At 35.8% G+C, this 25,638-nt stretch carries 28 protein-coding genes, 1 tRNA gene and 1 other RNA gene; 10 read left to right on the plus strand and 20 right to left on the minus strand.

From position 1 onward, the window contains the following. Positions 1-7: 7 nt before the first annotated feature. Positions 8-943 carry a KpsF/GutQ family sugar isomerase gene (locus ACFFHT_RS10485; RefSeq protein WP_382376007.1) on the minus strand — a complete coding sequence of 312 codons (936 nt, stop codon included), beginning with the start codon at positions 941-943 and terminating at the stop codon, positions 8-10. Positions 944-1,053: 110 nt separating this feature from the next. Here ACFFHT_RS10485 and rnpB point away from each other — a divergent pair. The 3 genes from rnpB to fbp all read left to right on the plus strand — a co-directional run bounded on the left by rnpB (position 1,054) and on the right by fbp (position 3,869). Beyond that, positions 1,054-1,438: RNase P RNA component class A (rnpB, locus tag ACFFHT_RS10490), an RNA gene on the plus strand. Between the two features lie 244 nt (positions 1,439-1,682). Beyond that, entirely contained in the window at positions 1,683-2,591 is a 909-nt protein-coding gene (cdd, locus tag ACFFHT_RS10495; protein WP_382376009.1) for a cytidine deaminase, read from the plus strand. Between the two features lie 273 nt (positions 2,592-2,864). After that, positions 2,865-3,869 (plus strand): class 1 fructose-bisphosphatase, encoded by a 1,005-nt coding sequence (gene fbp, locus ACFFHT_RS10500; RefSeq protein WP_382376010.1) that lies wholly within the window; start codon positions 2,865-2,867, stop codon positions 3,867-3,869. A 60-nt stretch (positions 3,870-3,929) separates the two neighbouring features. On the opposite strand, the gene lpxL is transcribed toward fbp, so the two are convergent. Beyond that, the gene (lpxL, locus tag ACFFHT_RS10505; RefSeq protein WP_382376012.1) at positions 3,930-4,865 is read right to left on the minus strand and encodes an LpxL/LpxP family Kdo(2)-lipid IV(A) lauroyl/palmitoleoyl acyltransferase; all 936 of its coding nucleotides are present in this window, start codon (positions 4,863-4,865) and stop codon (positions 3,930-3,932) included. Positions 4,866-4,985: 120 nt separating this feature from the next. Here lpxL and hldE point away from each other — a divergent pair, with 120 nt between their 5' ends. Both hldE and xthA read left to right on the plus strand, forming a co-directional pair. Then, entirely contained in the window at positions 4,986-6,413 is a 1,428-nt protein-coding gene (gene hldE, locus ACFFHT_RS10510; protein WP_382376013.1) for a bifunctional D-glycero-beta-D-manno-heptose-7-phosphate kinase/D-glycero-beta-D-manno-heptose 1-phosphate adenylyltransferase HldE, read from the plus strand. Positions 6,414-6,427: 14 nt separating this feature from the next. After that, the gene (gene xthA / locus ACFFHT_RS10515; RefSeq protein ID WP_382376014.1) at positions 6,428-7,231 is read left to right on the plus strand and encodes an exodeoxyribonuclease III; all 804 of its coding nucleotides are present in this window, start codon (positions 6,428-6,430) and stop codon (positions 7,229-7,231) included. A gap of 42 nt (positions 7,232-7,273) precedes the next feature. Here xthA and ACFFHT_RS10520 read toward each other — a convergent pair whose 3' ends face one another. Next, positions 7,274-8,218, minus strand: coding sequence for a GlxA family transcriptional regulator (locus ACFFHT_RS10520; RefSeq protein ID WP_382376016.1), 945 nt, complete (start codon positions 8,216-8,218; stop codon positions 7,274-7,276). A gap of 148 nt (positions 8,219-8,366) precedes the next feature. Here ACFFHT_RS10520 and ACFFHT_RS10525 point away from each other — a divergent pair, with 148 nt between their 5' ends. Then, entirely contained in the window at positions 8,367-9,221 is an 855-nt protein-coding gene (locus ACFFHT_RS10525; RefSeq protein ID WP_382376018.1) for an MBL fold metallo-hydrolase, read from the plus strand. A 63-nt stretch (positions 9,222-9,284) separates the two neighbouring features. On the opposite strand, the gene ACFFHT_RS10530 is transcribed toward ACFFHT_RS10525, so the two are convergent. The 3 genes from ACFFHT_RS10530 to sppA are packed head-to-tail and all read right to left on the minus strand — an operon-like array spanning position 9,285 to position 13,551. Continuing rightward, a complete protein-coding gene (locus tag ACFFHT_RS10530) occupies positions 9,285-10,634 on the minus strand; it encodes an anti-phage deoxyguanosine triphosphatase (protein WP_382376140.1) in 1,350 nt (449 codons plus the stop codon). 10 nt (positions 10,635-10,644) lie between these two features. Further along, complete coding sequence (degS, locus tag ACFFHT_RS10535; protein ID WP_382376020.1) at positions 10,645-11,685, minus strand: outer membrane-stress sensor serine endopeptidase DegS; 1,041 nt, start codon at positions 11,683-11,685, stop codon at positions 10,645-10,647. A 9-nt stretch (positions 11,686-11,694) separates the two neighbouring features. Beyond that, positions 11,695-13,551 carry a signal peptide peptidase SppA gene (gene sppA / locus ACFFHT_RS10540; protein ID WP_382376022.1) on the minus strand — a complete coding sequence of 619 codons (1,857 nt, stop codon included), beginning with the start codon at positions 13,549-13,551 and terminating at the stop codon, positions 11,695-11,697. 122 nt (positions 13,552-13,673) lie between these two features. Here sppA and ACFFHT_RS10545 point away from each other — a divergent pair, with 122 nt between their 5' ends. Continuing rightward, the gene (locus ACFFHT_RS10545; RefSeq protein ID WP_382376024.1) at positions 13,674-14,234 is read left to right on the plus strand and encodes an NAD(P)H nitroreductase; all 561 of its coding nucleotides are present in this window, start codon (positions 13,674-13,676) and stop codon (positions 14,232-14,234) included. A 40-nt stretch (positions 14,235-14,274) separates the two neighbouring features. Here the strand turns inward: ACFFHT_RS10545 and tyrA are convergent, their stop codons facing one another. Next, positions 14,275-15,402: a bifunctional chorismate mutase/prephenate dehydrogenase gene (gene tyrA, locus ACFFHT_RS10550; RefSeq protein WP_382376026.1), complete on the minus strand. Its 1,128-nt coding sequence runs from the start codon at positions 15,400-15,402 to the stop codon at positions 14,275-14,277. A 19-nt stretch (positions 15,403-15,421) separates the two neighbouring features. Beyond that, entirely contained in the window at positions 15,422-16,480 is a 1,059-nt protein-coding gene (locus tag ACFFHT_RS10555; RefSeq protein WP_382376028.1) for a 3-deoxy-7-phosphoheptulonate synthase, read from the minus strand. 246 nt (positions 16,481-16,726) lie between these two features. On the opposite strand from ACFFHT_RS10555, the gene secG reads away from it, so the two are divergent. The 3 genes from secG to ACFFHT_RS10570 all read left to right on the plus strand — a co-directional run bounded on the left by secG (position 16,727) and on the right by ACFFHT_RS10570 (position 18,569). Beyond that, positions 16,727-17,083 carry a preprotein translocase subunit SecG gene (secG, locus tag ACFFHT_RS10560; RefSeq protein ID WP_382376030.1) on the plus strand — a complete coding sequence of 119 codons (357 nt, stop codon included), beginning with the start codon at positions 16,727-16,729 and terminating at the stop codon, positions 17,081-17,083. 7 nt (positions 17,084-17,090) lie between these two features. Then, positions 17,091-17,176: transfer RNA gene (locus ACFFHT_RS10565), tRNA-Leu, on the plus strand. 178 nt (positions 17,177-17,354) lie between these two features. Then, positions 17,355-18,569 carry an integrase arm-type DNA-binding domain-containing protein gene (locus ACFFHT_RS10570; RefSeq protein WP_382376032.1) on the plus strand — a complete coding sequence of 405 codons (1,215 nt, stop codon included), beginning with the start codon at positions 17,355-17,357 and terminating at the stop codon, positions 18,567-18,569. Between the two features lie 215 nt (positions 18,570-18,784). Here ACFFHT_RS10570 and ACFFHT_RS10575 read toward each other — a convergent pair whose 3' ends face one another. From ACFFHT_RS10575 to ACFFHT_RS10630, 12 genes are all read right to left on the minus strand, one after another. Further along, the gene (locus ACFFHT_RS10575) at positions 18,785-20,572 is read right to left on the minus strand and encodes a DNA primase family protein (protein ID WP_382376034.1); all 1,788 of its coding nucleotides are present in this window, start codon (positions 20,570-20,572) and stop codon (positions 18,785-18,787) included. Next, positions 20,572-20,766, minus strand: coding sequence for a hypothetical protein (locus ACFFHT_RS10580; RefSeq protein ID WP_382376036.1), 195 nt, complete (start codon positions 20,764-20,766; stop codon positions 20,572-20,574). Before ACFFHT_RS10580 ends, ACFFHT_RS10575 begins: the two co-directional genes overlap by 1 nt. Next, entirely contained in the window at positions 20,759-21,205 is a 447-nt protein-coding gene (locus ACFFHT_RS10585) for a hypothetical protein (RefSeq protein WP_382376038.1), read from the minus strand. Before ACFFHT_RS10585 ends, ACFFHT_RS10580 begins: the two co-directional genes overlap by 8 nt. Continuing rightward, positions 21,198-21,848 carry a host cell division inhibitor Icd-like protein gene (locus tag ACFFHT_RS10590; RefSeq protein ID WP_382376040.1) on the minus strand — a complete coding sequence of 217 codons (651 nt, stop codon included), beginning with the start codon at positions 21,846-21,848 and terminating at the stop codon, positions 21,198-21,200. Before ACFFHT_RS10590 ends, ACFFHT_RS10585 begins: the two co-directional genes overlap by 8 nt. Before the next feature lie 67 nt (positions 21,849-21,915). Continuing rightward, entirely contained in the window at positions 21,916-22,095 is a 180-nt protein-coding gene (locus tag ACFFHT_RS10595) for a hypothetical protein (RefSeq protein WP_382376042.1), read from the minus strand. A gap of 9 nt (positions 22,096-22,104) precedes the next feature. Next, on the minus strand, positions 22,105-22,422 hold the full coding sequence (locus ACFFHT_RS10600; RefSeq protein ID WP_382376043.1) for a PM1773 family protein: 318 nt from the start codon (positions 22,420-22,422) through the stop codon (positions 22,105-22,107). After that, complete coding sequence (locus ACFFHT_RS10605) at positions 22,422-22,640, minus strand: helix-turn-helix transcriptional regulator (RefSeq protein ID WP_382376045.1); 219 nt, start codon at positions 22,638-22,640, stop codon at positions 22,422-22,424. Before ACFFHT_RS10605 ends, ACFFHT_RS10600 begins: the two co-directional genes overlap by 1 nt. A gap of 158 nt (positions 22,641-22,798) precedes the next feature. Continuing rightward, positions 22,799-23,590, minus strand: a complete 792-nt coding sequence (locus tag ACFFHT_RS10610; RefSeq protein ID WP_382376047.1) for a hypothetical protein — start codon at positions 23,588-23,590, stop codon at positions 22,799-22,801. Between the two features lie 198 nt (positions 23,591-23,788). Continuing rightward, positions 23,789-23,902: a hypothetical protein gene (locus ACFFHT_RS10615; RefSeq protein WP_382376142.1), complete on the minus strand. Its 114-nt coding sequence runs from the start codon at positions 23,900-23,902 to the stop codon at positions 23,789-23,791. A gap of 165 nt (positions 23,903-24,067) precedes the next feature. Then, positions 24,068-24,412 (minus strand): helix-turn-helix domain-containing protein, encoded by a 345-nt coding sequence (locus ACFFHT_RS10620; RefSeq protein WP_382376049.1) that lies wholly within the window; start codon positions 24,410-24,412, stop codon positions 24,068-24,070. 281 nt (positions 24,413-24,693) lie between these two features. After that, positions 24,694-25,152 (minus strand): hypothetical protein, encoded by a 459-nt coding sequence (locus ACFFHT_RS10625; RefSeq protein WP_382376051.1) that lies wholly within the window; start codon positions 25,150-25,152, stop codon positions 24,694-24,696. A gap of 46 nt (positions 25,153-25,198) precedes the next feature. Further along, positions 25,199-25,621 (minus strand): hypothetical protein, encoded by a 423-nt coding sequence (locus ACFFHT_RS10630; RefSeq protein ID WP_382376053.1) that lies wholly within the window; start codon positions 25,619-25,621, stop codon positions 25,199-25,201. Positions 25,622-25,638: the final 17 nt, after the last annotated feature.

The following is a 25,638-nucleotide window of genomic DNA, read 5'->3' on the forward strand; positions in this document are numbered from 1 at the left end:
CACATCCTTAACTTGAAAACTCATATAAACCAACAACTTGCGATTCATCATTTACCACAACCAACGAATGGATCTTATGTTGACGCATATAATCCTCTGCTTGTCCCAAATAGCTATTCTGGTTAATTGTTTTAGGTTGTGTAGTCATAAAATCTTTTGCTTGTTTTTGTAAAACCGCTTCACCATAGCGGCTCATCGCACGGCGAATATCCCCATCAGTAATAATGCCTTGTAATTGCCCTTTATCCATAATAATAGCAACCCCCATACGACCTTCGTTCATTACCGTTAAGCAATCAAGAAATACGGTTTCTGCTGTTGCCACAGGTAATTTCGTCTGCATCTTATCACGTACTTTACACAACAAACGACGACCTAAACTGCCGCCAGGGTGGAATTTAGCAAAGTCTTCTGCTTGGAAATTACGTGCTTTAATTAAAGATACGGCTAAGGCATCACCTAACGCCATGGTAACTAATACTGATGTGGTTGGAGCAAGATTATTCGGGCAAACTTCTCGCTCTACGCTAATATCCAATACATAATCTGCATATTTTGCTAATGTAGAATTTAAATTCCCTGTCATCGCAATAATCTTATTGCCAAAATTTTTCAAACTAGGAATCAACTTAATGACATCATCGGTTTCACCGCTATACGAAATCAACAATACCATATCTATTGGTTTCAACATCCCCAAATCACCATGAAACGCTTCTGTTGGATGTAAAAAGAAACTTGGTGTACCTGTTGAGGCAAAAGTGGCAACCATTTTTTTACCAACAAGACCTGATTTTCCAATACCACCAATCACCAAACGTCCTTCACAATGCAAAATCGCCTCAACAATTTCCGCAAAATTCGCAGGCAACTGCTGTTGTAAACGTGCCAAGGCTTGCTGTTCTACACTAAGCGTTTCTTGTGCAATTTGTAGATAATCCATACGCTGATTCCTTATACATTTATCTCAAACGGCTGGTATTCTAATCATTAATCCTCGGAAATGCTAATCATAGAGATGATTTTATATAAAAAATCCGTTATACTGCGCGCCGAGTTAGCTAGACAATCGCTGGTTTATTGAAGCCCTCAACCGCGTAAGCGACCTAGGGGACAAGTAAACGAGAGGAAAGTCCGAGCTACACAGGGCAGGGTGCCGGATAACGTCCGGGAGGTGTAAGCCTACGACCAGTGCAACAGAGAGCAAACCGCCGATGGCTCGCAAGAGATCAGGTAAGGGTGAAAGGGTGCGGTAAGAGCGCACCGCATGATTGGTAACAATTCATGGCACGGTAAACTCCACCCGTAGCAAGACCAAATAGGAATCCAATGTGTGGCCCGCGCAGGATTCGGGTAGGTTGCTTGAGCATTTGTGCAAATAAATGCCTAGATGAATGATTGTCCACGACAGAACTCGGCTTATCGGCTAACTCATTTTTCTAAATTATCCGTTTAGATCTTCTACAATCACACCTAAAAATTTGAATCCACCTCACAAAAATATTCTCGGATTTGGTAATTTCTCTCTTTTTTGTTTATAGTGATCAACATCCAAAAACACAAAGCTGTATTGAATTAATCGAATGATCATCTCATTTCAATAATAGACCACTCTTCTTAATCAACAGTGATGTAAACTCTTATCCTATAACACGCGGTTTAAATTATAAGGAGTATTATTTATGGCTGCGCACAAACGAATTAAAGCAATTCAAACTGAATTAGCACAATGGGAAAATCAAGAACTGGCCAACATGCTATATCAACTTTTAGCCCAACAACATTTTGCAGGTAAGTTATCAGCACAACAAGTTACTTCTCTGTGTAAAACTTTTCATCTCACCGCAAATCAATTAGCACTACAACTCTTACCTATTGCAGCTTGTTACTCTACTACCCCTATTTCACAATTCAATGTCGGTGCGATTGCACACGGGTTAAGTGGTGCATTTTATTTTGGTGCGAATCAAGAGTTCTGTCATGTGGCAATGCAGCAAACTATCCATGCAGAACAAAGTGCTATTTCTCATGCATGGATGAATAATGAATCTTCCATTAGTGCAATAACTGTCAACTACACACCTTGTGGACATTGCCGTCAATTTATGAATGAATTAAATAGTGCCGAACATCTCTTTATTCATCTCCCACATTCCCAAGATAATCGCTTACATCAATATCTTCCTGATTCATTTGGTCCTAAAGATCTTGAAATTCGCGAATGTTTGTTCGACCCACATAACAATCATTTGCAAATTGATGCTACCGATCCTTTAGCACAACAAGCCTTGCTTGCGGCTAATCGTTCACATGCACCTTATAGTCATGCTTATTGTGGAGTAGCTATTCTATTAGATGATGAAACAATGGTAGCAGGACGCTATGCAGAAAATGCAGCATTTAACCCAAGTTTACCTGCGTTACAAGTTGCCTTAAATGTTGTGCGTCTTTCTGGCTATCAAGATCAAGATATTGTTAAAGTCGCTATGGTAGAAGCAGTTGCTCAAATGCAACAAAAAACAAGTGCAGAACAATTATTGCAGGCAATTAATCCAAAAATTGAATTGCAGTATTATGTTGCAAGAAGTTAATGTTGATATCTGATTAAATGCGCTTAAGGCGCATTTCTTTTATACTTAATATATTTCGAATCGAAAGATAGAGATAGTTTTCTGCTATAAAGTGATCAATTATTACTCTTCAAATCGCTTTTTTGTTAACTTTTGCATTCTCTATTCTATTTCACAAAATATTTTTGTGAGCCATGCCTCATTTTTTTATTTTATCCTCAAAAATTTTTATAAAGTTTATCAAAAAATGTTATTCTTTAAGCGTGATTTCTCACTGTATAAACAAGGTTTATTATGAAAACTCTAGGTCAATTTATTGTTGAAAAACAAGCTGAATATCCTAATGCTAAAGGTGAGCTTAGTGGTATTCTTTCCTCTATTCGTCTTGTTGCAAAAATCATCCACCGTGATATTAACAAAGCAGGGCTAAACAACGATATTATCGGGAACTCTGGTATTGAAAATGTGCAAGGTGAGGCACAAATGAAATTAGATGCCTTTGCTCATGAAAAAATGAAAGCTGCATTAATTTCTCGAGATGAAGTTGCTGGTTTCGGTTCAGAAGAAGAAGAAAACTTTATTGCTTTCAATACGGAACGTGGACGCAATGCAAAATATATCATTTTGACAGACCCATTAGATGGCTCTTCAAATATTGATGTCAACGTTGCCGTTGGTACAATTTTCTCAATTTATCGCCGTATTTCACCAATCGGACAACCTGTTACGATGGAAGATTTCTTACAGCCAGGAAACCGCCAAGTTGCTGCTGGTTATATTGTTTATGGCTCATCAACCATGCTTGTTTATACCACTGGTAATGGTGTCAATGGCTTTACCTATGATCCATCACTTGGTGTGTTCATTCTGTCACATGAAAATATCAAAATTCCTCAAGATGGTTTCTGCTATTCGATCAATGAAGGGCATTACTTAAAATTCCCAATGGGCGTGAAAAAGTATATTAAATATTGCCAAGAAGAAGATGATGCGACTAAACGTCCTTATACTTCACGTTATATCGGTTCACTCGTATCTGACTTCCACCGTAATATGTTAAAAGGTGGTATTTATATCTATCCAACAACGACACGTTACCCAAATGGTAAACTTCGTTTATTATATGAAGGTAATCCAATGGCATTCTTAGCAGAACAAGCTGGCGGTTTAGCAACAGATGGTTATAGACGTATTTTAGATATTCAACCAACTGCATTACATCAACGTACACCATTATTTATTGGTTCAAAAAATATGGTGGAAAAAGCGAATACTTTTATGACAGAATTTAAAGAATAATATTCAAAAAGAAATCGCCCAGCTTATCTGGGCGATTTTACTTTCATATAATGCCTTGCCTTACTCTTGATAGAGAGTTTCTTTCCCTTCTGGACGTGTTTTAAAGCGGCGGTGTAACCACATATAAAGTGATGGATCTTTATTAATTTCCTGCTCAATCGCTTGATTTACTCGTGTTGCAATCTGTTCATCATCCTCACAATCACTAAGATCAATTGGTGCCGAGATCGATACAGTATAACCAGAATGATCGTGATGACGTAACGGTGCAAATGGTATCACTACACTGTCTGGACAATTTCGTGTTAAAAAAGCGGTTCCTGTGGTTGTAGCCGCATCAGGTACAGCAAAAAATGGCACAAAAACTGCACTCTTACGTCCATAATCGTGATCAGGTGCGTACCAAATTGACTCACCTTGGCGTAAGGCTTTAATCATACCGCGTAAATTATGGCGATCTAACATATCTTTATTTGAGCGAACTCGCCCTCTAGTCTGAATCCAATCGAATAATGGATTATCATTAGGTCGATAAACTCCAATGCCTTGATGATGAATACCAATAATTCTTGCACCGAGTTCTAAGGTTAAAAAATGAATACCAATTAAGATAATCCCTTGCTGTGCATTATTTTGCAAATGCTCTAATCCTTCAATTCTTGACCATTTTTTGATTCGTCTATCTGACCAGAACCATGCCATTCCTGTTTCAATAATCGCCATACCAATTGAATCAATATTTCTTTGTAATAGCTCTGTTTTTTCTTGTTCAGTTAATTGTGGAAAGCAGAGTTCAATGTTACGGCGGGCAATCGCTAAACGGCGTTGTCCAAATTTAAACTTTACAAACAACTTGCCTAGTCCTTTGCCAATTTTTACTAACCAACAATAAGGCAACAATAAAATGATGCGGAATATAAAAATCCCAAACCAAAGTAACCAATATTTAGGCAATAAAAATTGCAGTTGAAATGTCGGTAATTGTTTATTTTTCATGGTTTATAACAGCTAAATCCCAAACAAAGGTCATTATTTTAGCGGAAAGCAGGAGAAATAGCATTAATCTTAGGGGTTGTATGGTAAAATCTGGCGCAAATTATTCTTGGAGAAAACTGTATGATTCAATATTCAACCCAATTTACGCAAGCAAAAGTATTAGTATTAGGCGATGTAATGCTAGATCGTTATTGGTTTGGGGCGACAAATCGCATTTCACCAGAAGCACCTGTCCCTGTCGTCAAAGTGCAACAAAATGAAGAACGTGCTGGTGGTGCAGCAAACGTAGCAATGAATATTGCTAGCCTAAATGTCCCAATTAAATTATTAGGTATGATTGGGCAAGATGAAACTGGTCAAGCCTTACAACATCTCTTAGCAAAAGATAAGATAGAATGTGACTTTGTTGCACTCTCTTCTCACCCAACGATTACGAAATTACGTATTCTTTCTCGTCATCAACAACTGCTTCGTTTAGATTTTGAAGAAAATTTTCATCATGTTGATTCTACTGAGTTACTGCAAAAACTTACACAGCATATTTCTCAATATGGTGCATTAGTCCTTTCTGATTATGGTAAAGGCACACTGGCAGAAGTACAAAAAATGATCCAAATTGCTCGCCAAGCTCACGTCCCAGTTTTAATTGACCCGAAAGGTACGGACTTTGAGCGTTACCGTGGTGCCACATTATTAACCCCAAATATGTCAGAATTTGAAGCGGTTGTTGGTGTATGTCATAGCGAAGAAGAGATTGTTGAAAAAGGTTTAGCCTTAATTAAACAAATTGAACTTGATGCCCTGTTAGTCACTCGTTCAGAAAAAGGAATGACCCTAATTCGTCCAAACCAACCTGCTTATCATTTACCAACCCAAGCTCAAGAAGTATTTGATGTTACTGGTGCGGGCGATACCGTAATTAGTGTATTAGCAACTGCCATTGCCGATGGTCGTAGTTTGGAAGAATCTTGTTATCTAGCGAATGTAGCTGCAGGTATTGTTGTTGGTAAACTAGGTACCTCAACCGTATCTGAAGTAGAATTGGAAAATGCAATTCATCGCCGTAGCGAGAATGGTTTCGGTATTATGACTGAACAAGAACTAAAACAAGCCGTTGCTAAAGCCAAAGCACGAGGCGAAAAGATTGTGATGACCAATGGTTGTTTTGATATTTTACACCCTGGTCACGTTTCTTATTTAGCCAATGCGCGTAAACTTGGTGATCGTTTAATTGTCGCTGTAAACTCCGATGCATCAGTAAAACGTTTAAAAGGTGATCAACGACCAATCAATGATTTAACGACAAGAATGGCTGTATTAGCTGGTTTAGCATCAGTAGATTGGTTAGTCGCTTTTGAAGAAGAAACTCCGCAACGTTTAATTGGTGAAATCCTACCAGATCTTTTAGTAAAAGGAGGCGATTATAAACCAGAAGAGATCGCTGGTAGTAAAGAAGTCTGGGCAAATGGTGGAGATGTGAAAGTGCTTAACTTTGAGAATGGCTACTCCACCAGTAATATGATTAAGAAAATCCAATCATTAAAATAATTTTCTGGAGTAATATGAAATTTATCTCTTTTAATATTAATGGGTTACGGGCAAGACCACATCAATTACATCAACTTATCGAACAGTATCAACCTGATGTGCTCGGATTACAAGAAATTAAGGTTGCTGATGAAGCCTTTCCACATGAGATTGTCGCTGATTTAGGGTATCACGTTTTCTATCATGGACAAAAAAGCCATTATGGTGTGGCATTATTAACCAAACAACCTCCTCTTGCTGTACGCAAAGGTTTTCCAACCGATGAAGCGGATGCACAGCGCCGTATTATCATGGCAGATTTAGACACATCATTTGGTCAACTAACTGTCATTAATGGCTATTTCCCACAAGGTGAAAATCGTGAACACGAAACAAAATTCCCTGCTAAAGCGAAATTTTATCAAGATTTACACCACTATTTATTAACTGAACACAATCCAGAGAATCCAATTATTGTGATGGGAGATATGAATATTAGCCCAACAGATTTAGATATTGGTATTGGTGAAGAAAATCGGAAACGTTGGTTACGCACTGGTAAATGTTCTTTCTTACCTGAAGAACGTGAATGGTTAGAAAAACTATATCAATATGGATTAGTCGATACATTCCGTGCTTTATATCCAACAGTTAATGATCAATTTTCGTGGTTTGATTATCGTTCTAAAGGCTTTGATGATAATCGAGGCTTACGTATTGATTTAATTCTCACTAATCAAACATTAGCTCAACGTTGTACTTCTGCTGGGATTGCTTTAGACATTCGAGCAATGGAAAAACCTTCTGATCATGCTCCAATTTGGGCGGAATTTGTATAAATTTAAAGTCGGGTATTGAGTACCCGACATCTTATCTTTTATTTATACCAAAAATCGTTTTTGCCATTGCTTAGGGGTAACTTGATGTCTTTGCTTGAAATGTTGGCGAAAAGAGGTAGCCGAATGGAAACCAATTTTTTCAGCAATTTCTTCAACGGTAAGATGAGTACTTTCTAATAACTCCCTACCACGTTGTAAGCGACTTTCAATTAACCATTGATTAAAGGCCAATCCTGTTGCTTTACGGAAATGACGAGTGAAAGAACTACGGCTCATCATTAAACGTTTTGCTAATACATCAATATGGTAACTATCACTGAGATTTTCTTGAATAGACGACAATAATTGATTCATATTTTCGCTCGGTGTTTTGCGTGCGATCGGCTGTTCAATAAATTGAGCCTGCCCACCCTCTCGATGAGGAGGAATAACTAATAATCTAGCCACTCGATTAGCAACTTTCACCCCATAATAAGTTCGTACAATCGCTAAACAACAATCTAATCCAGCTGCCGTACCAGCGGATGTAATTAATCGATCTTGTTCAATATAAATAGAATTAATATCTAAATGGATTTGTGGAAATCGTTGCCTAAAATCATTTTCTGCTAACCAGTGAGTTGTTGCTTTTTTGCCATCTAATAACCCTGTATAAGCAACAGGATAAGCGCCATAACATAATCCAACAATAGTTGCACCTCGCTGATAAGCCTGATGCAATGCGTGCTGCAAATTGCTTGAGGGGGCATAATCTAATTGATGCCAACCTGAAACAATAACAATATCAGCTTGTGCTAATAGTTCTAATCCGCCATCTGTTTTCACAATAAGTCTATCGCTTGGATCACTATCTGCTAGATCTTCACCAACAATCTTGAGATTAAATAGTTTTTTTCCATCTAGCTCAATAGAAAAAATCATATAGGGTACGGAAAAATGGAATGGGCTAAGTTCTGGATACAAAATCAGGGCAACTGTTGGCAGCATATAGTTTTCTCATACATATAAATTGACCCGATTTTTTCGTTTTTTTAATGATAAGTCAATATTTTTTATTTTTCTCTTTTTAGATAATAACCACCGTCATCAAGATGACACGATTTATCTTAAATAACCCACAACAAGGAAAAAAATTATGTTTAAAAATAAACTGTTATCTTCTATTTGTTTATTAGCAACATTATCTATTTCAACAGCTTATGCTGAGATTTCTTATCAACATATTCGTAATGCAACAGCAAAAATCAATATTGCAGGTACAACCTTTTTAGTTGATCCTTATTTAGCACCAAAAGGTACCTACCCTGGTTTTCCAGGTACACCACATAGTGAAAAACGTAATCCTTTAGTCGATATGACTATGCCTCCTGCGGAGGTTATCAAAGGAGTGGATGCAGTAGTAGTAACCCACACTCACGCCGATCACTGGGATGAAGCAGCACAAAAACTATTACCGAAAGATCTACCTATTTTTGTACAAAATGCTGGCGATGCTGCCATTATCCGTTCACAAGGTTTTAAAGATGTGCGTGTTGTTGGCGATAATACAGAATTTCATGCGGTTAAATTAACTAAGGTTGCAGGGCAACATGGTACCGATAAAATGTATTCTGTACCTCAACTAGCAGAATTATTAGGTGATGCTATGGGGGTAGTTTTCCAAGCAAAAGGCGAAAAAACGCTTTATTTAATGGGTGATTCGATTTGGACTTATCAAATTGATCATGCACTTAATACGTATCATCCAAATGTTGTTGTAATGAATACTGGTTATGCACAAGTTGATGGGTTTGATCGTAGCATCATTATGGGGACAGCTGATGTAGCAAAAGCATATAAACAACTCCCTCAAGCAAAAATTATTACTGTTCATATGGATGCCGTTAATCATGCTGCAGTTACTACCGATGAGATGCGCAAATTTGTCAATAAAAACCACCTTACTGATCGTGTTTCTGTTCCTAAAGAAGGTGAAACCTTAAAATATTAATTGATTATTCTATATAAATAGAAAGGAAACCCACATAGAGTTTCCTTTTTATCTTTTAAGCTGTTAAAGCTGTTGATATAACTTCAACGCATACGCATCCGACATCCCTGCAATATAATCACAAATAACCCGTTTCTGTTGCCGTGGTTCGGCAGTTTGCCAACGTTTTACGGTATTCGGTGGTAATAATCGTGTTGGATCGGTCATAAACATCTGGAACATTTCTATTAAAATGCGTTGCCCTTGATATTCAATACGTTGAGTCTTAACATCTTTAATCACATATTTGCTCACAAACTGCTTAAAAATATTTAAAACAGCTACTGTTTCTGGCGGTAATTCAGCGTTATAACGCAATAAAGGTTCAGTAAATTGAGTATTCTCACACCATCTAATATGAGTAATAAAATAGTTCACTAATGATCCAATCGCATTTTTTCTCAAATAATGTTGATCTGAAAATAAGGCTTCTGTTAATGCTTCAATGTGACGACTTATCCACTCAACCTCGCTAGACAACAGTTTTTCTAGCGTAGCTTGCCATTGATCACGATGAACTAAACCAACAACAATCGCATCTTCAAAATCATGTACTGCATACGCAATATCATCTGCTAATTCCATAATGCTGCAATCTAATGATTTATATTGACTTTTTAGTGTTATTGCAGGATCAACCCTTTCTGGTAATGCAGTAAATAAAGTGCGATCTTGATGAGTGAGTGGGGCTAATACCCATTCAAATGCTGTGAGATCATCACGAAAAATGCCTTTTCCTGGTCGCCAATTTTCCATTTTGACATAACGGGGATCTTCACTACGTGGTAAATCAAGTTGTTGATATTGCGGTGATGCTAAATCTAATATCACAGGGTATTTCATAATACCAAGCAGTGTACGGCGAGTTAAATTCATTCCCCAATGCTGAGTATAGGGTTCTAATTTAGTTAAAATTCGAAAAGAATGCCCATTCCCCTCAAAACCACCACTATCACTCATCATATAATTTAATGCCACTTCACCACCATGTCCAAATGGTGGATGCCCAATATCATGAGCTAAACATAAACTTTCAATCAGGCTATTTTTCGGTAGTAATTTGCACAGTGATTTTTTTAAAACCTCTAATGGTTGTTGTGTTTGCTGCTGTAAATGAACAAATGCAGAATCTAAACGTAATTGTGCAGTTAAACTACTACCAATTTGTGCAACTTCCAATGAATGTGTCAGGCGAGTACGATAAAAATCATTTTCACCTATTGAGTGAATCTGTTTTTTTGCTTGTAAACAACGAAAAGCAGCAGAATGTAAGATTCGTCCTCGATCTCGTTGATAGGGAGAGCGATGATCATGTTCTCGTACTGGGTCAACCTGTTGCCGTTCTGTCCAATAATTAGCAATCTCAAACATGATCATTCCTCCATTAATTAATTGGGTATTCCCCTATCTCTACTGGGAAATTATAAAGTTTATTTCGACGTAAAACCTGTACAGTTACAATCGTACCAGGCTTCATTTCTGCAACCATATTTACCATTTGTACTGGTGAAGTAACAACCGTATCGCCAAATTTAACTATTACATCTCCCACTTGAATACCTGCTCGTGCTGCTGGCCCACCTTGACTTAAATTAGTGACAAGAACTCCTTTTTGTGAATTATCCTCAATCGGACCACTGGTAAATAAACGACTTTCTACACCAAAGAAACCTCGAATCACTCGCCCATCTTTTATAATCTTATTCATAATTTCATTTGCTAATTTAATTGGGATTGCAAAACCAAGCCCCTCAGCAACTACTTCATTATCTGCACGTCCAATACTCAAAGTATTAATGCCAATTAATTCTCCTAAGGAATTAATTAATGCTCCTCCTGAGTTTCCTTGATTAATCGAAGCATCAGTTTGAATAAAATTTTGTTGTTTAAATTCACTAATCGTATTACGTCCAATCGCACTAATAATACCTTGTGATACACTTTGTCCTAAGTTGTATGGATTCCCAATAGCTAACGCAACATCTCCTACATTAACACTACGCTCAGGATTTTGTGGAATTGTCGGTAAATTAGTCGCATTAATCTTTAATACGGCTAAATCTGTCACCCAATCACTACCAATAATATTGGCTTGATAGATATTACCATTTTGTAAAGCAACAATAATCTGATCCGCATTTTGAATAACATGTTTATTAGTCAAGATATAGCCATCACTTCGCATAATCACCCCTGAACCTAAGTTATTTACGCTAAAGTCATTGCTATTTGCTTCTTGTAATGAGCGAGTATAAACATTCACGACTGCAGGAGCTGCAATTCGAACAGCTTCATTATAGGAAGCCACTTGTGGTGTAAAAAATTTTGCTAAAAAATGATTTTGCCCAGTACCTGATAACACTAATACAATGAGCATTGCTGCTGCCAAGCCAATAATGATGGACTGTAATATTTTTTTAATCATCTTTATGCCTTAATAAACAGATTGACAGTTCAAACAATATAAATATTGTCCACGTGGATCAGTAAATTGCGTTAATAGGCCTAACTGTTGACGAAATTGGCGAACTGGTGCTAAATCAGCAATGCCTAATGCCTGTAAAAGAGAATTGTTGATTACTTTAGCCTGTCTTTGTGATAACAACGATAATAATCCACTATTTTCTTGATCTGTTAGCCATACATAACCAATATCTTTTTCTGATAAATTTGTTTCCTTTGCCAATATCTTTTTACTTGCTATTTCCATAGCAGTATCGAGATCACCAAGCTGATCAACTAAGTGGTGTGTTAAGGCTTCTTCACCTATCCACACTCTACCTTGGGCAATTTTATCTACTTCGGTTTTATCTAATTTGCGTCCTTTAGCTACTAAATTTAAAAATTGATCATAACCATGTTCAATTGATAATTGTAAGACATCCCCATACTCTTTACTTAGCTCGGTCAGCATTGACATATTTGCTAATGGAGAGGTTTCTACGCCATCACTATGAATACCTAATTTTTGTAAACTCTTTTCTAGCGTAACAAATGCCGCAAAAATACCAATAGAACCTGTAATCGTATTTTTATCCGCCACGATATAATCTGCAGTACTTGAAATCCAATATCCGCCAGAAGCCGCCATACCTCCCATTGAAACAACGACAGGTTTTCCAATTTGTTGTAAATGTTCTACTTCCTCACGAATAATCTCTGATGCAGCAGCACTACCACCAGGACTATTGACTCGTAACACGACAGCTTTCACCGTAGGATCTTCTGCTGCTTGACGTAACAAACGAGCAACCGTATCACCGCCGACACTTTCTTCTTCACTTTCACCGTCAATAATCGTTCCTTCAACACGCACAACTGCAATATTATTTTGTGTCGCTAAAGCATTTTCATAATCTGGGTGTGTGTTTAAATAATCAGAAAAATCAATATGCTGATAATGGTTTTCCTTATCTACACCAAATTTCTCTTTTAATTTCTCTTCCAATGCATAATGTCCCATAACTGCAGTGACTAATTTCGTTTGTACTGCATATGTACTGAAATCACCTTTTAATTGACGTAATTGTTGAATAAAGTTTTCTGTAGTAGGGAAAAGTTGTTCTTTATTAGTATGACGATTTTCGCTCACTGTGGTTTGAATATTTGTCCACATTGCATTCATCCATTGAGTTGCATTTTGGCGAGCTTCTTCTGACATATCATCACGCAATAAAGGTTCTACTGCAGACTTGTATGTGCCTACACGGAAGACATGCGGTGTTGCTTCAATTTTATCTAGCATAGATTTATAGTAAAAATGTTGTCCTGACAGCCCATTCAATTCGACCTGTCCTTGGGTATGCAAATAAATCTGATCTGCATAACTTGCTAAAATATATTGATTTTGTGAATAGTTATCTGCAATCGCAATCACAGGTTTACCACTCTCTCTAAATTGTTTTAGTGCATTACCAATTGCAGTTAATGAAGGAAGATCGCCTCCCTCAAATTCATTAAGATCCAATACAATCCCTTTAATCCGCGGATCATCTATTGCTTGCACAATCGTATAAATCACATCAAACGTAGCAATTTTCTCTGGCATAGATTGCTGCTGCAGATTATTTAATAATGCCTTTAATTCACTGTTTTCATCTCGATTATCTGCTAAAAATCCAGCTAAATTAAGGCGTAATGCACCTTGCGGAATGGGTTGATTATTTTTATCGTGGATAGTTAAACTGATGCCTAATAATAAAATTCCAGCAATAAATAAAAACACAATATTCATTAAAACACGGCGACAAAAATTTAATGCTCGCCAAAGAAAACGGACAACTGCTAACACTACTATACCTTCCTATTCGATTATTTACTGCCCGTTAAAATACCATAAAATGCCTATCAATAAACGAACTTTTTCACTTGTATATGCTACAATAAGCACCTCATTGATACAGGAGAAAAACTATGGATGCACTAGATTTATTATTAAATCGTCACTCAAATAAAAACTTAATTGCACCAGCACCCTCTGCACAAGAATTAGAAATCCTTTTCAAAGCTGCTAAACATGTTCCCGATCATGGAAAATTAACGCCTTATCGTTTTGTTGTCATTGAAAATGATGGCTTACAAAAATTAGGTGAATTATTAAAAGACGCCGTGATTGAATTAAATTTAGGTGAAGAACGTCTAGCTAAAGCAGCAGGTTTTCCACAACGTGCACCAATGTTTATTGCCGTTATTGCAGAAGTTAATAAAGAGATCAAAAAAGTACCTGCTTGGGAACAAATGCTAAGTGCTGGTTGTGCAACTTATGCGTTACAACTTGCTGCTAATGCGTTAGGTTATGACAATGTTTGGGTAACTGGGCCTTGGATTGATGGTTCAGCTTTACGTCAAGCATTTGGTTGTCGTGAACACGATAAAGTGGTTGCCTTAGTAATGATTGGTACTACACAAGATGACGCTACTCGTCCAAATAAAGAATACAATAAAAATAAAGAGAATTTTGTAAGTTACCTTTAATGACAAATGTCGGATACTTCACAGTATCCGACATCATTATCTAGTCATGTTTTCTTAAATCATACGCTTGTTGCAGTAATTGTCTGCTTTCTTGCATAAACTGTTCTGAATAATCACCAAACCACTGATGAACTTGTTGGAATGCTGCAATAAAACCTTGTTTATCCCCATTTTCAAAGAATTGTAATGCCTGTTGGTAGCTTGCCTGTAAAGTTTTAATTACTGCTAAATTTTCTGGTTTATCCATAATAATATCTGCATATAATTCTGGATCTTGGGCAAATAAACGTCCAATCATCGCTAATTCTAGACGATAAATTGGCGAAGATAAGGCTAATAGATTTTTTAACTGTACTGGCTGTTGTGATAAATGCAGACCATTAGCAAACGTGGAAAAGTGTCGTAATGCTTGAATATAAGTCATACTGTGATCATGATCTTGTGGGCTAACTTGATACAATTTTGCACCCCAAATTGCAAATTGGTCGAGTAGCCATTGGCAACGTTCAGGGAATCGCCCTTCACATACAGCAATCACCTGTTTTGCCATACTCCCAATATCTGGGCCAAACATTGGATGTAAGCCCACGACTGCACCTTGATGTACTGCCAACATTTTTTCTACTGGCATTGATTTTACTGAAGTTAAATCTGCTAATAACATTGTTGGTTGTAAATAAGGTGTTAATTGCTCAATAACCCTCTCTGTTGCTGTAATTGGCACAGAAATTAACACAACATCTGCCCCTGTTAAAATTTGTGCCGCATTATCCCAATCATCTTGATCTAAAATCGTAATTGAATAACCAGAGTTAGCTAGATAACGGGCAAATAATCCCCCTAATTTACCTTTCCCACCAACAACAACAATTTTTTTGATATTTGGGTTCACCGTTTTAAAACCATATTGGTTTTCACTATGATACGACTCGCGCATTACTCGACGTAATACATCTTCAATTAAATCTGGAGAGATTCCCATTTTTTCTGCTTCTTGTCGGCGAGCAGCCAACATAGTCGCTTCCCGCTCTGGCACATAAATTGGCAAACCATGTTGATGTTTAACTTTACCAACCTCGGCTACTAACTGTAATCGTTTCCCCAATAAAGCCAATAATGCTTTATCAGTTTCATCTATTTGTGCACGTAATTCTTGCAATACTTCCACGAACGCTCTCCAAAATAATTTATCGCTCTAATTGAGCCAAAGTAGCATGTATTTTACGCAATAATGTTTCTGTTGTCTGCCAGTCAATGCACGCATCAGTAATAGAAACACCATATTGCATATTTTCTTTTGGTTGTTCCGCACTTTGATTACCTGCATTAAGATTACTCTCTAACATAATTCCCGTAATAGAACGATTACCCGCAACAATTTGCTGTAAAATATCTTCGGCAACCATAGGTTGACGGCGATAATCTTTATTGGAATTGCCATGACTACAATCCACCATAATAGATTGTTCTAATCCTGCTTTTTCTAATTCAAGTTCACTTTGTTTAATGAATTCCGCTTGATAATTTGGTGTTTTTCCGCCACGCAAAATAATATGCCCATCAGGATTACCGCCTGTATGCAATAAATTTACTTGTCCTTGTTGATTAATCCCAATAAAGCTATGCTCTTGAGAAGCTGCTTTTAAAGCATTAATCGCAGTAGCTAAACTACCATCAGTCCCATTTTTAAATCCAACCGCCATAGATAAACCTGATGCTAGTTCACGATGTGTTTGTGATTCTGTGGTTCTTGCACCAATCGCCGACCAGCTAAATAAATCAGCTAAATATTGTGGAGTAATCGGATCAAGTGCCTCTGTTGCAAGTGGCAGACCTAATTCACCTAAATCTAATAATAATTTTCTCGCAAGGTGTAAACCTTTCTCTACATCAAATGTACCATCTAAATTCGGATCATTAATTAACCCTTTCCAACCGACTGTTGTTCGCGGTTTTTCAAAATAGACTCGCATCACAATATATAATTGATCTTTCACTTCATCAGATAATTTTTTTAATTTTTCTGCATATTCCAATGCAGCAGGAATATCGTGAATAGAACAAGGCCCACATACTACTAATAAGCGTTTATCACGACGATGTACAATATCAGCGATTTCTTGTCGATAGCGTTCGATATTTTGTCTAAGTGGATTTTCTAATGGCAATTTTGCTTTTAATTCATCAGGAGTGATTAATACCTTTTCATCAACAATATGGACATTATGAATACTGTCTTTTCTCATTTTAAAACACCTTGTAAATATTTATATACACCAAATGTAACGATAAAATTACACTTTTTTGCTAACAGAAACAACCCTAAATTAACTAACTTTTTGTTCTTATCGCTCTATCGCTCATTTTTTTATCAATTAAGCAAACCCCAGATAAAATACGCTTGCACAACTTTGACTAATCTTATAATATGCACGCCGTTGCTTTTAGCAGAAGCTGCTAAATTAAAGTTTTAATTAAATGTGTGATTTACAATGTATCAAGTTCTTTTAATTATTTATCCACTTATTGCGATTGCATTGATCGGCTTTATTCTTGTTCAACAAGGTAAAGGTGCTGATATGGGTGCATCATTTGGCGCAGGTGCATCAGGTACAGTATTTGGTGCAAGTGGTGCAGGTAACTTTTTAACCCGTACAACAACCATTTTAGCAATTTTATTTTTCGCAATTAGTTTATTACTAGGTAATTTAACTGCACATTCTGCAAAACCAAAGGGTACTTTTGATGACCTTTCAGGTGTTGCTCAAGAAGTACAAAAACAAGATGCTGCTAAACCAGCAACTGAATTACCAGTTAAACAAGAACAAAATCAAGATATTCCAAAATAAGAATTTCGCTCTGGTGGTGGAATTGGTAGACACGCTATCTTGAGGGGGTAGTGTCTGTAGGACGTGCGAGTTCAAGTCTCGCCCAGAGCACCAAAATACTTTCCAAAGCCTTTCGTAATTACCCGAAAGGCTTTTTTAATGCCTGTAATATCAAGTTTACTTTCCGTATCATTCCGTATTATTCCGCTTTAAACTGAATTTTTTTGTAACCATTAATGTAACCACGTTATATAATCGCCTTAACGTGGTTACATAAAACGGAGTAATGTTAATGCCTAAAGTTACCAAACCTTTAACTAATACAGAAATTGAGAGAGCAAAACCAAAAGATAAGCCTTACACATTGACTGATGGAAATGGGTTATTTTTACTTATCCAGCCTACAGGCTTTAAATCATGGCGCTTTAATTACATTCGCCCCAATACTGATAAAAGAGTAAAAATTAGCTTAGGCGCTTATCCAGAAATATCACTCGCACAAGCAAGAAGTAAACGTGAAGAGTATCGCTCGTTATTAGCTCAAGGTATCGACCCGCAAGAAAAAATAAAAGTATATGAACAAACAATCAGTAACCGCTTAGAAAACGTATTTTTTACCGTAGCTCAAAAATGGAAAGTGAAAAAAGAAACGGAAATAGAACCACTTACTTTAAAAAAGAATTGGCGACGTTTAGAAATTTATGTCTTTCCATATTTGGCAGATATTCCTGTTTCTGAAATCGTTCCTAGCCTAGTTATTCAAAAATTAGAGCCATTAAACCAACAAGGAAAAGGAGATACATTAAAACGTACGATCAGATTAATAAATGAAATTCTTAACTACGCTGTAAATTATGGCTTAATTCCTTTTAATCCTTGCTCAAATATTAATGCTGTTTTTAACTTTGGTCATAATGAACATAATCCTACTATACGACCTGAAGAGCTACCTACTCTATTAGCCAAAATACAAAATTCTAAACTTACTCTATTTACTCGCTGTTTAATTAAATTCCAACTTTTAACACTGACTAGACCAATAGAAGCTAGTAGTGCTGAATGGTCTGAAATTGATTTAGAAAAGCAAATTTGGATAATCCCAGCTAAAAAAATGAAAACAAGGAAAACGCATATTATTCCTTTATCATCTCAAGTATTAAAACTTTTAGACATAATGAAACCATTTACAGGAAATGACCAATATATTTTCCAGAGCTACAGAACAATAAATAAACCAATGAATAGTCAAACAGTAAATAAAGCATTAATTGATATTGGTTATAAGAATAAATTAACTGGTCATGGATTACGGGCGATTGGTAGCACATATTTAAATGAATATGAACCTATGATTTCCCCTGATATTATTGAGGCTTGTTTATCTCATGGGATTAAAGATCAAGTTAGGCGTGCTTATAACCGTTCTGATTATCTTGAACAGAAAAAGCCTGTAATGCAACTTTGGGGAGATTTTGTTGAAAAATGCGAAAAGGGTTATTTAGATTGAATTTTAACCTCAAAAAAACTTTTTTTATAAAAAGGTGTTCACCGTGTTCACTTCATCATTTTTTCTTTATAAATCAAAAGGATAAAGGGTGAATACGGTATTCACCCAGTATTCACCCTAGTGTTCACCTTTTTGAGGCTAACTAACTGATTTTGCTAATTAAATTTAGTCTATTACAATCAAATAGTTTTAACAAGTGCTTTTTTATTTGATTGTTAAAGTCTGACGAATTGTGTATAAAAATCCTGAAAATCTTTATAAACGATATTCGTTTTTACACCATTTTTGGTTTTCCTTTTTTCCATTGGATAAGGTACTTTATTTTGCTCTAATCCTTGATTTAATGCCTCACTAAAATTATTTAATGTTAATCCTCCATTGATATTATTTGCTCCTATATAGACCAGATAAGCTGGGTAAAGGTGTGTATCCGCTTTATTTTGTAGCATTTTCCCATTACCAATAAACATTCCTTCCAACGTTGGCAATGTCGTTAAAAATTCACAAAATGCGGTGATATGGTCGGAATGTTTCTTAACTTCTAACGCTTCATCACTATTTTTTTGTGATTCTAGCGCTGCTTTTGCTTCTAATGGATTTTGAAACGTATTAAGTAATTTGAAAATAATACCGCTAATTTCACTCTCTAGCTTTTTGACAAAGTCTGGATCACGTTCATTTTCAGGAACAACACAATTAAAAGAAAAAATCACTCTTCGCCGTTCAATGCCGCCTGCTCGTTCTGTGAAGCGAGTCGGCTCATTATTCACAATTAAAATAACTGCTGGAATAATAGACTTAAATTTGTTTTTATATTTCGGCTCAATCGCTAACGCATCACCCCCTGTAATACTTTTCAATCCTGACCCATCGCCACCATAACGAGATTGTTCAGGGCAAACAGTCAACGTTTTGCCATAAAGTGGTGTTCTTTCTTTCGGATCGTCAAAGTCTTGTAATCTGGCTGATTCGGTATTTTCTCTCCCTGCTAACATGGCTGCAATTTCCGCAAAAACACTCTTTCCGCTTCCACCTTTTCCGGTAATTTCTATGAATAATTGCCAGTTATGGCGATTCGTTAAAATCATGTATAACGCGGCCAAGAGATTATATTTTTTCTCTGTTTTTCCCTCTGATACAAAATCTAACCATTTATCAAATAATGGTGTGTCTTGTTTAGTGGTGAGGTAATCATAAGGGATCACAGAAGTTAAATAATCCTCGCGGCTATGCGGTTTAAACTCAAACGTATCACGATTCAAAGATCCATTTTTAAATGAAAGAAAGTTTTTGCTTTCCCTCATTAAAGGTAATTGAATTTTTGCGGTATCAATAACGTTACCAATTCCTTTAGCAGAATAAGACGCTTGATTCTTTTCAAAAAATTCAACGGCTTTATAAGTTAAATCTTTATCTTCAAGCAATTCCCAAATTAAACCATTATAAGAATAGATATTGTTACTTTCGCGATTCAATGCTAAATCTAAATCTAGCCATTCTATAAAGGCTTTAGCTTTGATATTAGTTGAATCGCTATCTTTAATAAATGCTGGTGTAGTGACTTTAGCAGCGGAATCTTTCGCACTCATAACACTTACATGATCGTTTTGCTTGATTTTTTCTAACTGATTACTTAAATCTCTAACTTTGTCACCTATATTATTATTGTGTGTTACGATTTCCACATTAGGGCTATTTTGTGCTAGATTTAAGACTATTGCGTCTAAATGATTGTCGCTAAGTTGTCCAAATTGGTAAATATCAACTCGTTTTTTACCTTCTGGTGCAATTCTTAATGTGTTTAGGTTTTTTAGTTGTTCATCTCCTAAAATAACAGGCTTTTTCGTGTAGTCTGTACCGATAGACTCGGCAAGGAGTTTCCACCCCTCGCCATTGCCATTATTCCACATCTGCCACGCTTCCGATCCAGCTAATACGGTCAAGGCGTTGTATGGCTCGTTATTTTGCTCTTTTAAAAAAGGGGCATTAGTAAGTTTCATCATTATAGCTCCCCTAAATGGTCAAGCCCTTGTTCCATTAACACTAACGCACCACGTAAAGCGGCTTGTATATCGATAATGTTGTTTGTTTTCTCATTGGCTTTACTCGCTATTGAAACAATGGCATAGGCTTCCCATAAAAGAGATTGTGCTTGTAAGTAATGTTGTCTTTCGGTAAGTTCATGAAATTCAGTCATTGTTCACCTCCGCCATTGTTGAAGTGAACGCAATAGGAAAGATAGACGGTTTTCCGTCTTTTACGTGTTGGATAGTTTTCATTGTGAGGATTCTCTTAACAGTAATTAGTAAATGATTTGCCAACCTTAGTAGGTGTAGCAAGGCTTCAACTACCGCTGTTAATCGGCTCGCCTTATTCGTGCGATTACTCGCCTTAGTTCGACGTATAGACCTTGCCACAAATTCGGCTTTAGATAGGGTTAGTCGCCCTATGGTGTGAATTTGAGGTACAAAAAATCCGCAAGTCTTACGGGTGCGGTGTCCGTTAACAGTGATAGTGCTAGCAATACTACAAGCAACGAAATTTTTAATCAAGTCTAATGTATTAACATCATGAGGAATAACCACTTTTGAACTTGCAGATTCAATAGCGTTTTGAATAGCGTTTACATTAAGCATAAAAGCCTCCTGCTAAATTAAATGAACGAACATCTAAAGTACTATGATTTTTTGCTTTATCTGGAAGCTGTCCTAATTTCACTAAAACGTAATTAGGCGCGAGATACGTTCTAGCCTGTGTTTCATTGTCGGCAATAATGCGGATTTGTTCTGCTTTAGATTGGTCGTAATGTTGACGTGATACGGCGAGAAATTGATAGATCATTGCTGTAACTCCACTGAATAAGTTTTTAGAAGTTACCGCTAAAGTTCTGAGGCTTGGGCGGTAACGTGTAACGGGCTCAGAAACTGCGATCAGTGGAACACAGCAAAGGGCAAAACCTTTCCCGTTACACGCTACCATAGACGATAATATTAGTAGCTCAACTTGAGCGACTAAATTTTGACCTATTGATATATCCACCATCAGTAGATAGACAACACCAACATCCACCAATGGTGTAAGTTGATTTAATTTAGGTGTGCGTGTGCTACGCATAAAAAAACACGCATTTAAAGGCGTGTTATGCGCCACTGATAAATTATTCGAGTTCTGAGGCTCGGCTTTAGATTTTGCTAAAGCAGAAATAAAATAGCTCAATTTACTAATACTTGTAAAGTTTAATTGAGATTTTTTTTCAAAGTCTGTATAATAAATGTTCATAGCGTTTATATTAAAATACCTTATGTGGAATGAAGAACCTCAAGTCTGATACCCTTGAGGTCTTTTTTTATTTATAAAGATTTGTTAATTCGTTTTGAATAACTTCAATGATTTCCATAATATTTAAATATTTGATTTCACCTGTATTTAAGTCAGTTTCTTTTACAGATGTTCCTGTTTTAATATTTTCTAGAAGTTGATCGATTAATTCGATTTTCTCCTCTAAAAGCTCAGTATTAATAATCATAACTTCCCCTTAAAATTGATTTAAAATTTGCTTTACGTTCTCTGGTGTAAAGAGAGTTCCTTTACGCATTAAGGCTAATCGCTCAATAAATTTAATTAGCTTTAATGCGGTTTCTTTATTCGGGCAATAATATTTGTAATATTGCCCTAATCCGTCTGCGGTTTTATTCCATTCTCTTGTGAAAATAACCCCTAATTTTTTTTCAATTTCGTTAATTTCATTACGTCCGCTAGTGATATTAAGTGTAAAAACCATCTCTCTTTCTGAAACCCCATTAGGATTTAATAAAGCTTTTGCTACTCGTTCTTGTCTTGTTGGTTTTCTCATTAGTTACCTCCTTGAATATTACGAGTAGCTGCTTGTTCTTCTATCCATTGGTTCACTTCGGATAATCTCCAACGAATACAATTTTGACTAAATCGGATAGGTTGAGGAAATTGGTTGTTTTTAATCATTTCGGCGAGTTTGGTTTTACCAAAACCAACTTTCATAGATACAGTTTGTTTATTAATAAGGCTGTCGCCATCTTGAATTGAATTAGGCATTAATCACCTCCTATTACTTTCATTTCGATTGCATTTGTTAATTAATGAATGAATTTGTAACGTTACGGAGGGTATTAAAAACTATCTCTGTGGGGTTATAGCAATAGGGTAATAGCAAATTTCAGTATTACCCTTTTGGGTGATAGTAATAAAATCAATTAGTTACGGTTGATTGGGCAAGCAACTATTTCTATTGCTTCTGCTTGTTTTTTTGAGAAGTTATATTTTGATTGAAGTTCTTCTGTAATTGATGCAGCTTTAGGCGTATTGCCTAAATCTGGATTATATTCTGACCAATATTTTTTTCTTGTTTGAATAGCTAATGATAATCGATCATTTTCCATAAATTCATTTATCATTATTAGATTGTTATTTTCATCGATCTGTCTTTGTAATTTTTCGATTAATTTGTCTTTCTTTTCTAACTCTAATTGTAACTCCTCTATTTTTTTGGTTTCATTTTTTAATGGTGTTAATTTTATATCTACTACTTCGGAAACATCTTCAAAATAAGGTATTTTAGCATTGATAATTTCTTCTATTTGACTTCTTATTAATAAATATTCATTATTAAGATAATCTAGCCTTTCTTCTTTACAAACTTCTTCAGACATCGAATAATTTACAAATAATCCCTGACTTTGCTGTTCGATTTCATAATCTTTAAATATCCAAAAATTTAAATATTTTTCTAAATCTTTGAAATTAGTTTTATAAGGTACTTTCCTTATAGTATTTTGTTTATAACATTCTATGTTATATCCTGAATTTATTGCGTTATTTAGTAATATAAGCACGTCATTAGCACAAGTTGCTAAACCAAAATCACTTTCATTTTTTCCTTTTAGTTTATTTTTTTCTAGTTTTTGTTGATAGATAATGGCTCTTAGATGTTCTAAAGATAGATATTTTTTACTTATATCTGCTTGAATATTAGCAAGATCAATCATTAATGCCCCTATGCGTTACCCCTATTTGGTGAGAACGTGAAAGGCAAACAAATAGGGTTATTCACCTTGTCAGTGTGGTAGCTACTCCGTCACCTATCCACGTTAAATGAGTTATTGTTCTGTTTCTAGCGTTGTTTTGTGTAATGGTTGTTCGAATACAATAATTTATATTTAGCATTACCACAATATTTTAGGGCTTCACTTTTGCTCTACACAGTCTTTTAAATATAAATTGATCAATGTTTGATATGGTAAGCCTGTATCATCTGAAAGACGTTTGAAATAATCTATTGTTTCGTCCTCAATTCTAATAGTAACTACTTTTTTTCTTTCAGTTCTCTAGCGTAAGGATTTTTAATTCCTTTACTAAAAGTATATTCTTTTTTCATTTTAATGTTGCCTAAAAAAAAGGGGGGGGGGACGGCAATGGCGTATATCCTCATTATCTAAAAGCGATACTTCTTTATGATTGATGAATTAATATGTCCGCACTAATTCCCATTTTTTATTGATGTTTCTAATCATATTTAGCGTTAAAGGACGGGTTTTATTAAAGATTTCATACACTCGGTTAGGCTTGCCTATAATTCCCTCTAAATCCTTAATTACTAGCCCTTGTTGTTCCATTCTAAACTTAATCGCTTCTATTGGGTCAGGTGGATCTATTGGATAGTGCTTTGCTTCGTAAGACTCAATTAAAGTAAGCATGATATCAAAATAATCTTGTTGTTCTTCGGTCATTTGCTCTAAATCAAAATAAGGCTCAATATTAAGCAATGCTGCTTGGTAATCCGCTTCGGTTTTGATTGGTTTAATATTCATATATCCCCTCTCTATAATTCCACGTTATCGGCGTTAATTTTGTCATATTCTTTATTTTGTCCCGTTTTTGGGTTAAATCAATGATTATTTACAAATTAAAGTGATAAATAACCGATATGCAATTTCGTTCATCGCTATTTAATAGCGCTTAAAAAAGGGTATCCAATAATTTAGGAAACCCATGTATTAACCGCCACCAAAAAGGCATATCCAATTTTTGGATATACCCCATTATCTAAAAATTCTAGCTTCTTTATACGTCCGCCATAATTGATTGTATTTTAATCATCTATTTTGTTAAGAATTTTATTTAACTCCTCAATCCGTTGCTGATAATCTATTTCCTCTTGTATCTTGTTCATCTCTTTTTCTCTACGCTTATATGCCATTTTTAACAGAAAAATACAGCCTTTTGTCGCGTCATGAGAAATGTTCATTAACATTATATTGGTTAATCGGTCTATTTGTAGCATACGAAACATTTCATACCAATAGGCCAGTTCTGGGTGATGTTTAAGTAAACGATAAAAAGCCCCCTCACTCACGTTATTTTCTAGTAAAAAGCGACTTAAAATAGGAACTTCACCAGGTATTAAATGAGCTTGAGAGCCTACTTTAATTACTCGATACAATGGCGGTTCGTTTTTTAAGTAAGAGCTGATAATGTCTTGTATTTTTTGAATCAATACTTTAGGGTCGTTTTTGAACGGTCTGCCTTTTTTTGTTGTCCAGTTACTCATGATAATGTTCCTATTTAAAAAACCGCCAACAAGGGCGGTTTATTGATTAACAAACGCCTCCAATTTTGTAGTGATTTAATCGCATAATAGTCTTTAAATCCTCATCTTCTAATAACTCGATAAAATCAGGGCGGTAAGATTTTGTCCATTCCATCGGATTATCAATTAAGAGAATCTCTCTCGCTTCGATATAGAGTTGATTGATTGCTTCAACGCTTTTTTGAGGTTTTTTTGTAGTTTGGTTTAGGGAATCTATCGCTTGTCTATGAAAATACGCCAAAATAGCGGCTTTTAGTCGTTTTACACGCCTTTCTAGATAGATTGAGTATTGGTTTTTAGGAACGTAACTATCAATAGGCTCAACATAGCCAGAGGTAAAGAAGCCCTCTCCCTCAATACGCCATAAATCGGATTGATGTAACATCGCGATTCGTTCTTTTTTCATGTTGTGGTTTACTTGTTTATTCATGTTGTTTGTTTCCTTTT

Source organism: Gallibacterium melopsittaci, assembly GCF_042433085.1.
GTDB classification, from domain to species: domain Bacteria; phylum Pseudomonadota; class Gammaproteobacteria; order Enterobacterales; family Pasteurellaceae; genus Gallibacterium; species Gallibacterium melopsittaci.

What these genes read in the sequence shown, in the direction of transcription:
- ACFFHT_RS10605 (WP_382376045.1), bottom strand. Translation starts at nt 22,640, where the DNA reads ATGCCTAATTCAATTCAAGATGGCGACAGCCTTATTAATAAACAAACT.
- ACFFHT_RS10585 (WP_382376038.1), bottom strand. Translation starts at nt 21,205, where the DNA reads ATGCTTAATGTAAACGCTATTCAAAACGCTATTGAATCTGCAAGTTCA.
- ACFFHT_RS10520 (WP_382376016.1), bottom strand. Translation starts at nt 8,218, where the DNA reads ATGCTGCCAACAGTTGCCCTGATTTTGTATCCAGAACTTAGCCCATTC.
- secG (WP_382376030.1), top strand. Translation starts at nt 16,727, where the DNA reads ATGTATCAAGTTCTTTTAATTATTTATCCACTTATTGCGATTGCATTG.
- ACFFHT_RS10610 (WP_382376047.1), bottom strand. Translation starts at nt 23,590, where the DNA reads ATGATTGATCTTGCTAATATTCAAGCAGATATAAGTAAAAAATATCTA.
- fbp (WP_382376010.1), top strand. Translation starts at nt 2,865, where the DNA reads ATGAAAACTCTAGGTCAATTTATTGTTGAAAAACAAGCTGAATATCCT.
- cdd (WP_382376009.1), top strand. Translation starts at nt 1,683, where the DNA reads ATGGCTGCGCACAAACGAATTAAAGCAATTCAAACTGAATTAGCACAA.
- ACFFHT_RS10590 (WP_382376040.1), bottom strand. Translation starts at nt 21,848, where the DNA reads ATGAACATTTATTATACAGACTTTGAAAAAAAATCTCAATTAAACTTT.
- ACFFHT_RS10600 (WP_382376043.1), bottom strand. Translation starts at nt 22,422, where the DNA reads ATGAGAAAACCAACAAGACAAGAACGAGTAGCAAAAGCTTTATTAAAT.
- hldE (WP_382376013.1), top strand. Translation starts at nt 4,986, where the DNA reads ATGATTCAATATTCAACCCAATTTACGCAAGCAAAAGTATTAGTATTA.
- ACFFHT_RS10555 (WP_382376028.1), bottom strand. Translation starts at nt 16,480, where the DNA reads ATGAGAAAAGACAGTATTCATAATGTCCATATTGTTGATGAAAAGGTA.
- ACFFHT_RS10625 (WP_382376051.1), bottom strand. Translation starts at nt 25,152, where the DNA reads ATGAGTAACTGGACAACAAAAAAAGGCAGACCGTTCAAAAACGACCCT.
- ACFFHT_RS10620 (WP_382376049.1), bottom strand. Translation starts at nt 24,412, where the DNA reads ATGAATATTAAACCAATCAAAACCGAAGCGGATTACCAAGCAGCATTG.
- ACFFHT_RS10485 (WP_382376007.1), bottom strand. Translation starts at nt 943, where the DNA reads ATGGATTATCTACAAATTGCACAAGAAACGCTTAGTGTAGAACAGCAA.
- xthA (WP_382376014.1), top strand. Translation starts at nt 6,428, where the DNA reads ATGAAATTTATCTCTTTTAATATTAATGGGTTACGGGCAAGACCACAT.
- ACFFHT_RS10595 (WP_382376042.1), bottom strand. Translation starts at nt 22,095, where the DNA reads ATGATTATTAATACTGAGCTTTTAGAGGAGAAAATCGAATTAATCGAT.
- ACFFHT_RS10580 (WP_382376036.1), bottom strand. Translation starts at nt 20,766, where the DNA reads ATGACTGAATTTCATGAACTTACCGAAAGACAACATTACTTACAAGCA.
- degS (WP_382376020.1), bottom strand. Translation starts at nt 11,685, where the DNA reads ATGATTAAAAAAATATTACAGTCCATCATTATTGGCTTGGCAGCAGCA.
- ACFFHT_RS10630 (WP_382376053.1), bottom strand. Translation starts at nt 25,621, where the DNA reads ATGAATAAACAAGTAAACCACAACATGAAAAAAGAACGAATCGCGATG.
- ACFFHT_RS10570 (WP_382376032.1), top strand. Translation starts at nt 17,355, where the DNA reads ATGCCTAAAGTTACCAAACCTTTAACTAATACAGAAATTGAGAGAGCA.
- ACFFHT_RS10545 (WP_382376024.1), top strand. Translation starts at nt 13,674, where the DNA reads ATGGATGCACTAGATTTATTATTAAATCGTCACTCAAATAAAAACTTA.
- ACFFHT_RS10525 (WP_382376018.1), top strand. Translation starts at nt 8,367, where the DNA reads ATGTTTAAAAATAAACTGTTATCTTCTATTTGTTTATTAGCAACATTA.
- lpxL (WP_382376012.1), bottom strand. Translation starts at nt 4,865, where the DNA reads ATGAAAAATAAACAATTACCGACATTTCAACTGCAATTTTTATTGCCT.
- ACFFHT_RS10575 (WP_382376034.1), bottom strand. Translation starts at nt 20,572, where the DNA reads ATGATGAAACTTACTAATGCCCCTTTTTTAAAAGAGCAAAATAACGAG.